This is a genomic window from Mucilaginibacter lappiensis (genome assembly GCF_050433765.1).
Lineage (GTDB): Bacteria > Bacteroidota > Bacteroidia > Sphingobacteriales > Sphingobacteriaceae > Mucilaginibacter > Mucilaginibacter lappiensis_A.
Genome location: NZ_JBNPWP010000001.1, coordinates 206,993 through 222,791, shown reverse-complemented (window position 1 = coordinate 222,791; position 15,799 = coordinate 206,993). Strand labels below are relative to the sequence as shown.

11 protein-coding genes and 1 tRNA gene are annotated in these 15,799 nt (G+C 38.7%); all 12 read left to right on the top strand.

The features are described from left to right. The first annotated feature begins 147 nt into the window (after positions 1 to 147). Positions 148 to 885 carry a PASTA domain-containing protein gene (locus tag M2273_RS01045; RefSeq protein ID WP_429391889.1) on the top strand — a complete coding sequence of 246 codons (738 nt, stop codon included), beginning with the start codon at positions 148 to 150 and terminating at the stop codon, positions 883 to 885. Next, positions 869 to 1,171 (top strand): rhodanese-like domain-containing protein, encoded by a 303-nt coding sequence (locus M2273_RS01040; RefSeq protein WP_429391887.1) that lies wholly within the window; start codon positions 869 to 871, stop codon positions 1,169 to 1,171. Before M2273_RS01045 ends, M2273_RS01040 begins: the two co-directional genes overlap by 17 nt. Before the next feature lie 21 nt (positions 1,172 to 1,192). Then, positions 1,193 to 2,248 carry an endolytic transglycosylase MltG gene (gene mltG, locus M2273_RS01035; protein ID WP_429391884.1) on the top strand — a complete coding sequence of 352 codons (1,056 nt, stop codon included), beginning with the start codon at positions 1,193 to 1,195 and terminating at the stop codon, positions 2,246 to 2,248. Then, positions 2,248 to 2,655: an acyl-CoA thioesterase gene (locus tag M2273_RS01030; protein WP_429391882.1), complete on the top strand. Its 408-nt coding sequence runs from the start codon at positions 2,248 to 2,250 to the stop codon at positions 2,653 to 2,655. The genes mltG and M2273_RS01030 overlap by 1 nt, the downstream gene beginning before the upstream one ends. A gap of 11 nt (positions 2,656 to 2,666) precedes the next feature. Beyond that, on the top strand, positions 2,667 to 3,659 hold the full coding sequence (locus M2273_RS01025) for a YihY/virulence factor BrkB family protein (RefSeq protein ID WP_429391879.1): 993 nt from the start codon (positions 2,667 to 2,669) through the stop codon (positions 3,657 to 3,659). 98 nt (positions 3,660 to 3,757) lie between these two features. After that, positions 3,758 to 3,847: transfer RNA gene (locus tag M2273_RS01020), tRNA-Ser, on the top strand. 367 nt (positions 3,848 to 4,214) lie between these two features. After that, entirely contained in the window at positions 4,215 to 5,441 is a 1,227-nt protein-coding gene (locus tag M2273_RS01015; RefSeq protein ID WP_429391876.1) for a phage integrase SAM-like domain-containing protein, read from the top strand. 982 nt (positions 5,442 to 6,423) lie between these two features. Then, complete coding sequence (locus tag M2273_RS01010; RefSeq protein ID WP_429391873.1) at positions 6,424 to 7,206, top strand: DUF6577 family protein; 783 nt, start codon at positions 6,424 to 6,426, stop codon at positions 7,204 to 7,206. 18 nt (positions 7,207 to 7,224) lie between these two features. Next, positions 7,225 to 8,283, top strand: coding sequence for a nucleotidyl transferase AbiEii/AbiGii toxin family protein (locus M2273_RS01005; RefSeq protein WP_429391871.1), 1,059 nt, complete (start codon positions 7,225 to 7,227; stop codon positions 8,281 to 8,283). Then, entirely contained in the window at positions 8,280 to 10,370 is a 2,091-nt protein-coding gene (gene mads2 / locus M2273_RS01000; protein ID WP_429391869.1) for a methylation-associated defense system DNA methyltransferase MAD2, read from the top strand. The genes M2273_RS01005 and mads2 overlap by 4 nt, the downstream gene beginning before the upstream one ends. Next, positions 10,371 to 11,732, top strand: a complete 1,362-nt coding sequence (mads5, locus tag M2273_RS00995; protein WP_429391867.1) for a methylation-associated defense system restriction endonuclease subunit S MAD5 — start codon at positions 10,371 to 10,373, stop codon at positions 11,730 to 11,732. Further along, positions 11,720 to 15,796, top strand: a complete 4,077-nt coding sequence (gene mads6, locus M2273_RS00990; RefSeq protein WP_429391865.1) for a methylation-associated defense system protein kinase MAD6 — start codon at positions 11,720 to 11,722, stop codon at positions 15,794 to 15,796. Before mads5 ends, mads6 begins: the two co-directional genes overlap by 13 nt. Positions 15,797 to 15,799 lie beyond the last annotated feature (3 nt).

Sequence of the window (15,799 nt, the reverse complement as noted above, 5' to 3'; positions counted from 1 at the left end):
ACGATCGTGAAAAATCGAACATCTGAAATCCGAAATCCAAAATAATCACTATGTTTGATACTTATTTGACTATAATTATCCTTACATATACTGATGAGCAAATTTGGGGCTTACTTAAAAACAAAATCATTTCGGACTAACATTATCATGGCTATTATTACGGTAATAGTTGTGGTTTTAATAGCTTTTTATAGTCTTGGATATTATACCAATCACGGATCGGGCATACCTGTACCAAAACTGAAGGGACAATCTGTTGACCGTGCTGTGGCACTGTTAAAAGAACAAGGCTTTGGCTATAAAATCGACTCGGTGTATGTACAGGATGTTGCTCCCGGAACCATTGTTGAACAAGATCCTGACGCCGGTACCAATGTAAAGGAAGGCCGGGTAATTTACCTGACTATGGTAACCCTGCTGGCCCCCAACATTTCACTGCCCGATCTGGAACAAAGCAGTTACAGAGAGGCTACTGCAACCTTACAAAATTATGGTTTAAAGGTTGGGGATACTACCTACCGCTCAGACATTGCCCGCGACCGTATATTGGAAGTGCGCTTTGGCGGCCAGGTAATTAAAGCCGGTACCAAAATACCAAAAGGATCACGTATTGACCTGGTTTTAGGTGATGGCGAAGGTGCCAGCGAAGTGGAGATACCTGAATTGGTAAACCTTGATCTGGATGCTGCACGTTTTGCCATCAAAGGATCGGGCTTAACTATAGGCACCATTACCTACCAGGGCACCATTACCGACTCGACCAATGTGGTTGTAACTGCACAATACCCTATGCGTACAGACTCGTTAAGCAAAACCAGTATTGGCACACGTATAAACATTACGGTTACACAAGGTACAAAAACAACAGATGCCCCAACAAATTAATGCAGCCGACTTGCTTACCCGCCTAAACAACGGCGAGCAATTAAACTTGATTGATGTAAGGGAAATCATGGAATACCACACCTATAATATAGGTGGACAAAACATTCCATTGTCAAAACTGGAGCAAGGCATAAATGAGCTGGGTTACAACAAAACCGACGAGATAATCGTTATTTGCAAGGTTGGTTTACGGAGCGAAACCGCTCAAACTATATTACAGCAAAATGGTTATCAAGATGTTAAAAACTTAGCAGGCGGATTAATTGCGCTCCAAAAACTAAAATAATCATTAAACATTCTATTTATTATGACTGAACAAAAGGCGCCGTCAAAGGGAATATTCAAAAAATTCATTATAGCCCTGGTGCTTCTTATTATTGTTTTACTGGGTTTTACAGCGGTAAACTATTATTTTAAATATTTTGGTCCCAATGTAACCAACAAACAGGAATATTTATACATACACACCGGTGCCACTTATGATGAGGTGCTAAAAACCATACAACAACAGGATATAGTTAAGGATACCGTTTCATTTAACTGGGCGGCAACCAATATGAACTATGTAAAAAGGGTAAAACCTGGTAAATACCGCCTGCACGCGGGTATGGGCAACCGCAAACTGATCAACATGCTGGCATCAGGCACACAGGAACCTGTACAGCTTGAATTTCATGGCTTAAGGCAAAAAGAACAGTTTGCCGGCTTTGTATCTAAAAAGATCGAGCCCGATTCAACTTCAATTATCAACCTGCTTGATTCTGCAAGTTATGTTGCCCAATATGGTTTTACTACCGATAATGTGTATACCATGTTTATGCCCAACTCCTACCAACTGTACTGGAATACATCGCCCGATAAATTCTTTAAAAGGATGTATGCCAACTACGAAAAATTCTGGACCCCGGAGCGCAAACAACAGGCTGCGGCTATTAACCTGTCGCCACCAGATGTATCTGTTTTAGCCTCTATAGTTGATGCCGAAGCCTTACATGATGATGAAATGCCCGCCGTGGCTGGTTTGTACCTAAACAGGCTTAAAAAGGGCATGAAACTGGAAGCCGACCCTACTGTTATCTTCGCCCTGAACGATTTTACCATTAAAAGGGTTTTAAATCGGTATCTGTCATACAATTCACCTTATAATACCTACCTGCATAAAGGTTTGCCCCCCGGCCCTATCATGATGCCGTCGGTTAGCGCAGTAAAGGCCGTACTTAACTATCAAAAAAGCGATTATATTTATATGTGCGCCAAGGCAGATTTTTCTGGCTATCATGCTTTTGCTACCAATGTTGCAGACCATTTGGTGAATGCGCATAAATTTCAGGAGGCACTTAACCAAAGAAACATCAAGCGGTAATGTTTGAGAATACCACCAAAATAAGGGTGCGGTACGGCGAAACCGACCAGATGGGCTACATGTATTATGGCAACTATGCCGAGTTTTATGAGGTTGGCCGGGTTGAAATGCTCAGGAGTCTGGGGTTGACCTATAGCGGCATGGAACAATCGGGTATTATGATGCCAGTATTGGAGCTAAAATGCAAGTATTTAAAGCCCGCCCTGTATGATGAGGAGATTAGCGTTAAAGTGATCATGGATAAAATGCCGGGCATACGCATCCATTTCAGGTATGAGCTTTATAATGAAAAAGCCGAACTGATAAACCAGGGTGAAACCCTGCTGGTGTTTATTAATATGACAACCAACCGCCCCTGCCTGCCACCGCAGGATTTCATAAATAAATTAATACCATTTTTTGAGTAAATTTGGCTTAAATGAAATGGCTACATCATTTTTTGCTCAGGTTTGCTTTTTACCGATACCTTATTGACTGGACAAAATTCATCATACTTCCAGGGTTTCGCCCGCTACCATTGTATACAGTTATTGATTTTTTTATTAAAGAGGTAAGCAATAGCTCATTAGTTAACCGGGCTTCGTCATTAGCTTATAACTTTATGCTGGCCGTGTTCCCGGCAACTATATTTTTATGTACGCTTATCCCTTATATACCCATAGATGACTTTCAAAGGGAATTATTGCGCGTATTGGCAAGTATTATGCCCACTAACGCTTATCTGGCGTTCAGAGAAACCATCATTGATATCATCAAGAACCAAAACGGAAAACTGCTATCGTTTGGTTTTTTGACAACACTGTATTTTGCTACCAACGGCGTAACTAACCTGATGAAAGCCTTTAATAAATCATCGCTCATTACAGACAGGCGCAGCTGGTTAAAAAAACGAGGCGTAGCGCTTGCGCTTACCGTAGCCATCAGTTTCGCGCTTGTGGTAGCAATAGGTATCCTGGTAGCCGGCCAGGGCTTTATAAGCTTTATAAAGCACCATTTTGCAAGCAGAAACTTATTCTGGTATTATTGTATATTATTATTTCGCTGGATTGTTAGCTGGCTTGTTATTATCATTATATTTTTTGCCACTATATCTGTTTTATACCGTTACGGACCGGCGCACAAAAAAAGGTGGAAATTTATAAATCCGGGATCAATTTTGGCAACAGGGCTGGCAATATTAACCTCATTAGGGTTCTCTTATTACATTAACAACTTCTCATCATACAATAAGGTATACGGCTCGATAGGAACATTGATCGTAGTGATGATCTGGATGTATTTAAACTCGCTGATTTTGCTCATCGGGTTCGAGTTAAACGCAAGTATTGAGCTTTCCAAACGCAATCTCAGGATCGTAAAACCCCGTTTTAACAGCTTTAGGAGCAAAAAAAATGATATTTCAAAAAATTAAACAACTGGCTCTCAAACGGTTATTAGCTAATATTAATTAAATGAAAAAAAACGGTAAACAGATTTGTCAATTCGGTTCAGATTTGTACTTTTGTCGCCGGAGAGCTGGCAGAGTGGTCGATTGCGGCAGTCTTGAAAACTGTTGAACTGTGAAAGGTTCCTGGGGTTCGAATCCCTAGCTCTCCGCCAAAAGGCAAACAAGAAAAATTACGTAATTCGTAGCGTACTTCTTTCAAAACTTGCTAAAAACAGCGTCAGTAAAGCGTAGAGGCACTTTAGTTCTAAAACTAACCCTTCGCAGAAGCATTTTAAAAGTGTAAAAAGCCCCATAATTGTGAAATTATGGGGCTTTTTCTTTTCCAATACCTACCAAAACTCGTATACAATCGCAAAACTCTATTGCGTCATTCGTTGCGTCTTTTTAAAATCAGTCAAAAAAATAAAAAGACGCAATGAAAGTCATGTAACAAACTGTATTACAGCATGTTTACGCCGTGGACATCTTGTTGTACAGCAAGCACAAACGTACTTTTGTTTAACTTTTTATTAATGTGTTATGTTGGAAAAAAGCTTTGGATTATTGTTTTTCTTAAAACAAACAAAAAGTCAAAATGATGACCTGATGTTCATCTATTTGAAAATTACCGTAGATGGTAAATCAACCGAACTATCTACAAAGCGTAAATGCGCCCAATCGCGATGGAATCCCGGTGCAGGAAGGGAAATCGGAAACAAGGAGTCAACTAAGGAACTCAATTACTACCTGGACAGTTTAGAGCAATTGGTTTATCAGGCTAAGAGGTCATTATTTGATACCGACAAGCCTATAACAGCCCAAGCTATTAAAGATGTATTAAATGGTGTAACTGAAAAGCCAAGGATGATCCTGGATGTATTTAAACACCATAATGACCAGATGAAAGCTTTAGAGGGAATAGACTTCGCTCCGGGAACGATCGGCCGGTATGAGATCTCTAAGCAGCATACCAGGGATTTTATCAAATGGATGTATAAGATGGACGATAAGCCTATCAAAGAATTAGATCATGAATTTATTTCGCAGTATGCATTTTGGTTGAAGACTGTAAGAAAGTGTAATCACAATTCGACAATGAAATACCTGGCTAACTTCAAAAAAGTTGTCTTGATCTGTGTAAAGAATAGATGGTTGCCTGGAGACCCTTTTGCAAACTTTAAGCTAACGAAAAAAGCAGTTGAAAAAATTGCGTTAACAGAGTCGGAGCTAAAACGGGTAATCGAAAAGAAATTCGATACGGAACGCCTAATCCTGGTGAGGGATATCTTCGTATTTAGCTGCTACACCGGACTTGCTTATGCCGACGTCAAGAACTTAAAAAGGTCAGATATTAAAGATGGTGTAGATGGTAAGGAATGGATATTTATTAACCGTCAAAAAACAAACTCAGCATCTCACCTACCGCTTTTAGGTCAAGCAAAAACGATATTGGCAAGATACGAAGATCATAGCAGATGCAGCGATTCAGGCTATGCGTTGCCTGTTCTGACCAATCAAAAAATGAACGCTTATTTGAAAGAGATTGCCGACACCTGCAAAATAAAATCGGAACTCACCTTCCACATTGCCCGGCATACATTTGCAACAACCGTTACCCTTAATAATGGCGTTTCGATGGAATCCGTATCTAAAATGCTTGGCCATTCTTCGATCAGGCAAACCCAGCACTATGCTAAATTGCAAAACTACAAAGTAAGCCAGGATATGCTGTTGCTGGAAGACGCTTTATCGGCTAAAAGCTATTAAAAATCGAACATTATAGGGTTAGCAATACAACACTGGCCCTATAATTTGATCTCAACTAGAGTTCCCTAATAGCAACTACCAAACATAAAGCAATACTAAATGTAGCTTCATAACACCGCCCTGTAAATTTGCTTTTAGCCGTGTAATTTGACCTTTAAATATATGGGCCTACTACACGTCAGAGCGCGAAAGAATTGCGACAACCTAATTGGTGTTTTTGACACACGCCACTATAGCCGCCTTATTCCGCATCGTTAGTATCAAAATGCCGAACAAATTGAAGTCTCTTTCGGGTTCGGGTGCGCCGACAAGCACAGTTTTCGCATGGCGAAAACTGTGCTTGCTGGTATCGCATTGAGGATAAAGGTTTACGCATGATATGAATAAAGATATGGGAACACTCTCTTTGTTTGGACTTCTGTTAACCCGCAGAGAATTACAATGATCGTATTATTTCAGAGCTGCTAATACTACAAATGATAATGTTCAGTTATCTGTTGTTGAATGCAAAAATGTATAGTTCGCCATTCATCGATATCGAATCATTCAGGAAAAACAATAGTTCGAGCCCAGTATTGAGCGCCTAACTGGGTGCTTATCGAACTATTCCATAGGAGATTTTAAAGAATCGCAGTAATATTAAGATTTAACATTCCGTTAATTAGTTCGAATGCCTTATCTACTATCCAGCTAAGTGGAGATTAGGTCAGTTTAAATGCTAAACAAATCCATGTGTTGAATTGGCCTATCAGCATGTTGCTGGGTTCGAGTACTGGTGAGTTATATCTTTTTGTTGTAACAAGAGTATGCCCAAAACACAGCGCAATTAAATATATGTAGAGGCTATGTTGTTCATCATCCTGCCTGAAAAAAAACAGTAGGCTAATTTTTATTTGATCAATTTTCTGACACGGTTGAATTTGATTGTCATGACGCTAGCAAAACTTTGGCATAATCAATAATAATATGCCAAAGTTTTGAAATGTCGGTTTCATTTTCTACTATTGTACAACCAGTAGAGAACCTAAAATTGAAAGCCACAATTGAACTTGACATTTTAACGAAATTTGCCAATAAAGACATTTTCACTAAAAGTGATTTAGAAATGTATTTAAGGCAGTATTTTCCGACCGCATCGGGAAGCACAATTTCGTGGCATATTCACAATCTTAAGTCAAATGGAACCATATCTCATGTTTCCAGAGGAGTATACTCCCTGGATAATAAGCGGGATTTTCAGCCTGAGATATCCAACACCCTTAAAAGAATAAATAATAAAATCAAAAAGGAGTTTCCTTTTATTCAGTTCTGCGTTTGGGAAAGCAAATGGTTTAATGAATTGATGGTGCATCAATTATTTAAAAACTATTTAGTTGTCGAAACTGAGAAGGATGTTATGGAATCTGTTTTCAATTCACTAACTGATTTCAGCAAAAAAGTATATCTAAACCCCGATCATGAGATTTTCGAGCGCTACATCGCCAATTTTAATGAAGTCATTATTATTAAACCAATGGTTTCCGAGGCGCCTGTCAACATTGATGAAAAAGGCCTGCACCTGGCCGTCCTGGAAAAATTACTTGTTGATGCCCTCATTGAAAAAGACCTTTTTGCGGCACAACAAAATGAGCTGGAATATATTTTCAAGACCGGTTTAAAAAAATACAAGCTCAATATCAATAAACTTAACAGGTATGCCAGGCGTCGCAATCAACTGGATGAACTCGGCAAGTATACAACCAAAACTTTGGCAAAATCACTTTAAATATGCCAATATACTAATATGATAAGTAAGAGGAATTTTGAACTGGAGTGGATTAAATCCGTTTCTGCAAAATTGGGGAGAAAAGGCGACCCAAAGATGTTAGAAAAGGTCATCTACGCGCTGTACTTATTAGAACAGTTAAAAGCTAATGGATTAGATTTAATTTTTAAGGGGGGGACATCATTATTATTAGTAACAGATCCTCCGCGTCGGTTTTCCATAGACATAGATATTATTATTACTGCCAACATATCTGAAATTGAAATGATAATAGCTAAAATTATAGCACAGGGGCAATTTACAGGCTGGGAATCAGATAACGAACGTAAACACGTAATTGATGCACCGGTAGCGCATTATAAATTATATTATAAAAGTCAGGTAAACCAGCATTTTGGTGAAGAGCCTATCTTGCTGGATATTTTATTTGGCGAGAATCCGTACCCCACCTTGCAAGAGCACCCAATTGCACATTCCTGGTTACATCAGGATGGCGAAGCAATAACAATACGCTTACCATCCTTTGAATCTATCCTGGGTGATAAACTAACTGCATTTGCGCCCAATACCACAGGCATTTTATATAGTAAAAATCGTCCTGTAGAAATTATCAAACAGTTATATGACATCGGTTTTTTGTTTGATCTTTCAAATGACCTCGCCACGATTAAAGCCAGCTATCGGAAGATAGTTCAAGATGAGATCGCAATTAGGAAACTGAAAATAGATTGGCAGGGGCCGCTTGAGGATACTATTGAAACTTGTTTTCTACTTGCATCACGTGAAGCAAAGTCAAAAGAATTTGGACAAATGCAAACGGGTATTCGCAATATAGTAAATTTTATTATTGACCGATTTACAATTGATGAAGCCGTTCTCGCGGGGGCTAAAACGGCCTACCTATGCTCTGTAATGATCAATGATGACGATAGCCTAAAGCGTTTCTCTTCTGCCGAACAGATTAGAGGACTGGAAATCACAAATCCCAGGTACAGTAAACTAAATAAACTAAAAAAAACAAACCCGGGGGCCTTTTTCTATTGGCAACAGGCTTTAAATAAAATCAAAATTGCATGAACGAAAAAGCATTAATTCAAGATAACAATATTTCTGATGATATTATCTTAGGAGACGGCCAGCTCGTCTGCGTTCTTACTGGGGAAGTCAAAATGACCAGTGGGAAAGAAATAATTTTGCAATCTGTTGCCCGAATGTTAAATGAGGAATATGGCTTTGATATATCAGATATGGAACGCGAATTTACCATAACAGGATATGATCCCGATTCTGGAAAACAAAAAAAACAAAAAATTGATATTGTAATTTTTGAAAAAGACCTAACACACCGGCAAAGTAATATTATTCGTCTCTGCATTGTTCAGGATGAAAAGACTAAGGAAAATGATAAGAAAAAGGGCGTAGAGATATTATTGCAAAATGCATTAAGTTCGGTAGACGGTTGTGAGTTTGGTTTGTGGACTAATGGTGCTACTTATAATTTCCTACAAAAAGAAGTAGACGCTTTTGACAATTTGCATTTTGCGGATCTCTCCGATTTTCCTGGTGAAGGCCAAACCATTGCAGATCTTGACCGTTCGGATAAAATTATTGCACGTAACCCTGCAAATGATTCACTCATTCGTGTTTTCAAACGTTGTCATGACTACATCTATGGCAATGAAGGCATGAAGAAAACCGCCTTTTGGGAGTTGTTAAATCTTATCTTCTGCAAAATTTACGATGAAAAACGTCGCTTTACATGCGCCGAAAACGGCGAAAGTTATCGGAGGGAATTCTGGGTCGGAGTAAAAGAACAAAATACACAAGAAGGCCGAGAGCGAGTAGCAAAAAGGATAAAAAGTATTTTCGAAAAACTCAGAAAAGACGAGATTTTTTCAGAGGTTTTTGACGGTAATGAACAAATAAATTTAACAGAAAAAGGACTTGCATTTATTGCTGCCGAATTATCTAAATATTCATTTCTAGAAGCTACGGTAGATGTAAAGGGTGTGGCCTATGAAACTATTGTTTCGAACACGCTAAAACAAGAGGCTGGTCAGTTTTTCACTCCACGAAATATCGTTAAATGCATGGTAAGTATGATGGACCCAAACGAAAATCAACGAGTACTAGACCCTGCATGCGGATCTGGCGGCTTTTTGGTCATGGTGCTTGATCATGTCAGGCGCAAATTTGCGAAACAATTATTTCCCGATTTAGACGGGGCGTGGTTGGAGGAAAAATTTAATTCCCTGGAAGTTAATAACCTAGTTAAAGATTATGCCGAGCAGTATCTTTTTGGGTTTGATTTTGACCCGGATTTAAAAAAGGCAGCTCGAATGAACATGGTAATGGCAGGTGACGGCCATGCAAATATTTTTCACGCTAATTCGTTAGCGTATCCTAACGGGGATAACGAGACAGAAATAAAGAAAATTAACGACGCCGTTCTTAAAAGTATTAACAATGGTTATGATGCAAGTTTCCCGTTTGATCAGCATTATAATGCGCTCGGAAAATTCGACCTTATATTTACTAACCCGCCTTTTGGTGCTAAAATACCCATTAACGATGTCGAAATACTTAAGCAATATGACCTGGGACACAATTGGAAGAAAAACAATAATGGGCAATGGCAAAAAGTTGGGATTAGTGGTAGTGAGCCCCCAGAAATCTTATTTATCGATCAATGCTATCAATTTTTAAAGCCGGGTGGAAAAATGGCAATCGTATTACCGGATGGAATTCTCGGCAATCCCAATACTGAATACGTTCGTTCCTGGATATTAGATAAATTTAGATTACTAGCATCAATTGATTTAGCCGTCGAAGCATTTCTTCCTCAAGTCGGGGTTCAAGCATCGCTTCTTTTTCTCCAAAAGAAAACTGAAGAAGAAAGATCTCTTGCCCTCATCAATAATGAAAACTATGATGTGTTTATGGCTATAGCTGAAAAGCTAGGTAAAGACAGGAGAGGAAACCAGATCTACCTACGGGACGATGAGGGCGCGGAACTTCTTTTTGACGAAGTAAAATCCTATTTAACTTTTAATAAGAAAGAAGGCAAAATATTGAAAGAAAGAAAAGAAAAACAAAAACGTTTGGACGACGATCTGCCCCTCATTGCCGCAGCTTATAAATCATTTTTAAATAAGGAAGTTTAAATGAAACTACTCACCATAAGCAAAAAATGGCTAATTGATCCAGGTTTACGCCTTGATGCTGAATACTATTTAAGCGAGGGTTTACTTTCAAAAAAAAGGTTGGAGTATTCCCCATTCACTGTAAAGACACTTGAATCTGTAACTCATAGAATCTTTTCAGGAAATATATTCAAGCGAACCTTTGTTGATAAACCTGAATTCGGTTATCCATACATTACAGCATCCGACATGAATAATGCTGATGTAATTGCTGATAAATATATATCAAAACGATATACGAATCAAAAAGAAAATCTTGAAATAAAAGATGGTTGGATTCTGGTTTCTTGTTCGGGAACATTAGGCAATACAGTTTTTACCACTAAAGATTTTTTAGGAATGGTTGGCACACATGATTTAATAAGAGTTATTCCAGATGAAAACAAAATAAAACCCGGCTTTCTGTTTGCATATTTAAATTCAAAGTTCGGCAATTCACTGTTGACCCAATCAAGTTATGGCGGTGTTGTTAAGCATATTGAACCTCATCATATTCAAAAGCTGCCGGTACCAATATTTACAGATACTAAACAAGCTGAAACCCATGAATTAATACTCAAAGCGTCATGGTATCGGGAGCAGGCGAATAGTCTCTTAAAGAATGCCATTAATCTTTTCGAGTCAAAAATACCACCAATTGATGTAAAAGGGGTTTATAATATGAAAGTGTCATTAATAAAAGATAATAACACTCGAATGGATGCCAGATCTTCTGTACCAGCAATTAACTCATTTTACAATCAAATTGCCGAGGAATATAGGTGTGAACTACTACAAGATTTGGCGGAAACTATATTTACTCCCGCAATTTTTAAGAGAATAAGAGTCGACAATCCGAAACAAGGTATCCCATTCCTAAGCGGTTCTGATTTGTTACAAGCAAGACCACCCTTTAATTCTTACTTATCGAAGAGTATGAAAGACATTGACAAATATATTTTAGAAAAAGGGTGGATTGCAATACAAGACGCTGGTACAATTGGGTATGTTTCAATTATAAATTCTTACTTACATGGTGTTAGTGCAACAAATAATTTAGTAAGGATAAAACCTTTGAAAGACATAAATTATAACCCATATATCTTTATATTTCTCAAAACGGCACAAGGGCAAACAATTTTAAAATCATTACAATATGGGTCAGTACAAAAGCACATAGATTTTTACCAAATCAGGGAATTGAAGCTTCCAATCATAGACGAAATTATGGCCGAGATAACGGAGAACGGAATCCAGTATCTTGAAAAAATGTCGCTGGCATGTAACTTCGAGAGCCATGCGATCAAACTTATCGAAAACGAAATTGAATCATGGCAAAATTAATGCATTGTGGTAATCATCAAGGTCCTGTTAATTCGGGCGAAGAACGCTTGTTGAAATACCTGGAAGTCAACCTTCCTGATGATTATCTGATTTTATCAAATATTGAACTCGCCTACCTCAACCCCAAGAATCACCAGGTTCAGTATTTGGAATATGATTGCATTATAGTTGCGCCACACGCCATATTCAATATTGAAAACAAAGATTTTAGTGGCCGATTAGAGGGAGACGATAATTATTGGTACTTGAATGACCGGGAGACTCGTAATCCTCATAAAACATTACGCTTCAAAACTTCGGTATTAGCTAGTAAGCTAAAAGAGAAAAACGCTTCCTGGAGCAAAGCCTGGATCCAATCTATTGTAAGCTTATCACACCCATACCAAACCAAAAAAGGGCTATGGGGTGCGCACATCAAAGCCACCTACATTCTTGATCAACAATTCATCGATAACCTAACCCAACCGGAACTTATTGGCCGCGAAAAAAACGAGCTTATTAGCATTTATCAGGATATAGCGGCTGAAATCTGCGGCACCGCAAGTCTGAAGACTGCAAACAAAAAGACGGAAGTCGAAGGTTATCAAATTATAGATATTCTTGATCAGGAGCCAAATTATACAGAATATTTAGTTAAACCCAAAGGAGTAACGTCAGCTATTAGAAAGCGAATAAGGGAATATGCTTTAGACGTACCTAATTTACCTTTAGCGCAACGCGAAAAGCGGAATCGCCTGATTCAAAATCAATATAACGCGCTGAATAAGATAAAGACAAATCCCTTTATTTTAAATGTACAATTTAAGCTGGATCAGGAAAATCATATCTTCTATGAGATCACAGACTACCTGGATGAAAACTCCTTACGAGCCGAATTAAAAAGAAAAACATTTACGATAGAAGAAAAAATAAATATCGTTTTCAATCTGATTAGCGCACTTAAGGCGGCACATGAGCAAAATGTTTTTCATAGAGACATTAATCCGGAAAACGTTTTTCTCGCTGGCGGATATGCCTGTTTAGGCAATTTTGGGAAATCCTATTTTGCAGATCACCAGGATGAGGGGTATACTGTAATGCCTACCATCAATGAATCAAACGCCACTCCTTATCATGCTTTAGAACTAAGTTTGCGGGATGCGTCGCGCGCATCGGATATCTATTCGTTGGCCATTCTTACCTATGAATTATTTGTCGATAAAGTCCCTATAGAAAGTCCATTTGAGCTTAATCGACTTGGGGGAAAACTCCCCCCTAACAGAAAAGCAACCCATGTGAAGCCAGGTGTGCCATCTTGGTTAGATGATTTTTGTGATCATACCATCTTAACTGATCCCGATGACAGGTGGGATAATCTGGAAGAAATGGAAGCATTTATCAAAAAGGCAACAAAGGTAGAAGAGGCATCCTCTGGCAGCGTTCTGCCCAAGCCGGATAATTGTGACTTTGAGATCGGAAGTAAGGTATCTGATTTTACGATATATCAACATCTGGGCCAAGGAGGCTATTCACAGGTTTACCGGGTGAAACATAACCTGCAAAGCAAGAGCGATTTTGCCATGAAGGTCTTTAACGAAAGTGTACACGGCTCCTCCGTTACCGATGAATATAACGCGCTGACGAACCTTAACCACGACAATATTGTAAAATTTAGATGGAATGGTATTCTACCTTCCGGACAATTTTATACATTGATGGAACTTCTGGAAGGTGAAAACCTTAAGGAGTATGCCAAGGGCGCAAAGAATTTACCTGTCTATAAAATATTTCAGGTTGCCAAGGATATTCTAAGTGCCTTGACTTATATGCAAGCGATTAGTCCACCGATTTACCATAGAGACATTAAACCTCAAAACATTGTCTGGGATAAAGGAAAGCGATTTGTTCTTATTGACTTTAATGTTGCTTCAGTTGTTGAAAATAACCTGGACTATGTGGGTACGAACCCCTACCTGGCGCCCGACTTGGTAATGGGAAACAACCGCGTAAATTGGGATGGATCGGCAGATACCTTTGCCTTAGGTATCACTCTTTATGAGCTTGCATGTAAAGTTTATCCCTGGTCAGGTTCGATGAAAATGCCCCAGGTTGGAAAACCAGCCGATTCGCCGCAAATTCATAATGCCAAACTTTCCAATGCGTTTTCTGCGTTCCTCTCAAAATCAATCGCTACCAAAAGGGAAGCTAGGTTTCAATCGGCTAAAGAGATGCTTGATGAATTGCTGACCATCGGCGAGCATAATTTACTCCAGATTGAAATGGAGACATCGTCGGTTTCCTTGGTAGCTAGTGGCGGTTCAGATCAGAACATTGTAAATTATATTAATTCTCTTTATAGTCAATCTCGTCATGGAAATGTTGGAACTAGAGCAGGAGATAAAAATTCCCTATATGATAGTTTAACTTACACCGAAACCAAGCTTGACAAGCAACTCATCCCGGATATTTTAGATGGGCGATACAGGTTAGTTATCATAACTGGTAATGCTGGTGATGGTAAAACAGCATTTATCAGAAAAATTGAAAGTAAAGCTAACAACGTAAAGAAACTTATAAATGGTAATGGCGTAACATTCGAAATTAACGGGACTATTTTTCAGAGTAATTATGATGGGTCCCAGGACGAAGATCAAAAAGCTAATGACGATGTGCTTTCTGCCTTTTTTAAACCCTTCGAAAATTTAACCGATTATAGCCTTGCCACTCAGGGTCGTATTATTGCGATTAATGAAGGCCGCTTGGTTGAGTTTCTTCATACTGTTGCCCCATACAGGCAGTTAGCCGACACCATTGAGAATTATTTTTACACCGAGGGCAAATCACAATTACCGGATGGCTTGCTTATAATTAATTTGAATTTACGTTCAGTTGTCGCCAACGGACATAATCAGGAAAGCTTGTTCAAGCAGCAGGTAAAATTGTTAACCCAGAAACCATTGTGGGCAAACTGTCAAACCTGCCCCGTAGCTGAAAATTGTTTCATAAAATATAACGTAGCATCCTTGAACGACTCTGCCGTAGGTAATGAAATCATTGACCGGATGGAATGGCTGTTACGCACGGTTAGCCTAAAACGGGAGTTACATATTACCATGCGAGACTTACGGTCGTTCATCGCATTTACACTAACCCGGGATTATCAATGTTCAGAAATTAAACATCAAATCGAAGTCGGCGACGAGGATTATTTGAATTGGTGGAAACATTACTACTTTAATATTAGCGATAATGCAGCTAATGACTCAGCACAATACGACCGCCTGATTAAGTTAGTTCGGGAGACTGATGTTGCAGAGACTGCTGTTCCCTCTTTAGATCGGGATTTGTATTTCGGAACACATCTACCGGAACAGTTTTTATATTTTGAAGAACGTAAGGAGCAGTTATTGAGCCAATTTAATGAATTCAAAATAAAAATACCCCTTCATGACCAAACCGAAGAAATTCAGCGAAGGATTTTGACTACCCAAAAGATTTTAGTGCGCCATCAGTATTTTGAAGGCAATATAAACTATCGTGCGCGTTTACCTTATCATTCGGTTTTTGATTTTCATGATCTATTGATCGGCATAAGTGCAAATAAAGAAGTCATGATGAACGACACGAAGCAAAGTATTGCAAAGGCGATCTCATTAAATGAAGGCTGCAATAACGAGGGAATCTACTCTAAAAACCTGGTGTTGTCCTCTGCTCAGGTGAAAGACCCCATTAGTAAGTCCTACAGACTATTCGAGTTGGCCAGTTTCGAATTGATTATAAATTCATCTGCACACCTGACAAATTATTTAGAGTATGAGCCTGACAGCTTAACGTTTAGAAGTTTAACAGATAAAAAAGTATCATTGACGATCTCGCTTGATCTTTTCGAAATGTTATATTTTATCAGTCAGGGATATAGCCCATCGCTTAACGACATTAGGGGCAGGTTTGTTGAACTTCAAATTTTCAAGAATTTACTGGAAAATCAGGAATACAAAGAGGTTATCGTGACTAGCGATAATGAATCTTTCTTTAGCATAAAAATAAATGATCAGTACAAACTGGAGTTGCAACCGTTAAACTAAACC

Coding starts and splice junctions, on each gene's coding strand:
- mads2 (WP_429391869.1), top strand. CDS start 8,280: ATGAACGAAAAAGCATTAATTCAAGATAACAATATTTCTGATGATATT.
- mads5 (WP_429391867.1), top strand. CDS start 10,371: ATGAAACTACTCACCATAAGCAAAAAATGGCTAATTGATCCAGGTTTA.
- mads6 (WP_429391865.1), top strand. CDS start 11,720: ATGGCAAAATTAATGCATTGTGGTAATCATCAAGGTCCTGTTAATTCG.
- M2273_RS01005 (WP_429391871.1), top strand. CDS start 7,225: ATGATAAGTAAGAGGAATTTTGAACTGGAGTGGATTAAATCCGTTTCT.
- M2273_RS01045 (WP_429391889.1), top strand. CDS start 148: ATGGCTATTATTACGGTAATAGTTGTGGTTTTAATAGCTTTTTATAGT.
- M2273_RS01015 (WP_429391876.1), top strand. CDS start 4,215: ATGTTGGAAAAAAGCTTTGGATTATTGTTTTTCTTAAAACAAACAAAA.
- M2273_RS01030 (WP_429391882.1), top strand. CDS start 2,248: ATGTTTGAGAATACCACCAAAATAAGGGTGCGGTACGGCGAAACCGAC.
- M2273_RS01040 (WP_429391887.1), top strand. CDS start 869: ATGCCCCAACAAATTAATGCAGCCGACTTGCTTACCCGCCTAAACAAC.
- mltG (WP_429391884.1), top strand. CDS start 1,193: ATGACTGAACAAAAGGCGCCGTCAAAGGGAATATTCAAAAAATTCATT.
- M2273_RS01025 (WP_429391879.1), top strand. CDS start 2,667: ATGAAATGGCTACATCATTTTTTGCTCAGGTTTGCTTTTTACCGATAC.
- M2273_RS01010 (WP_429391873.1), top strand. CDS start 6,424: ATGTCGGTTTCATTTTCTACTATTGTACAACCAGTAGAGAACCTAAAA.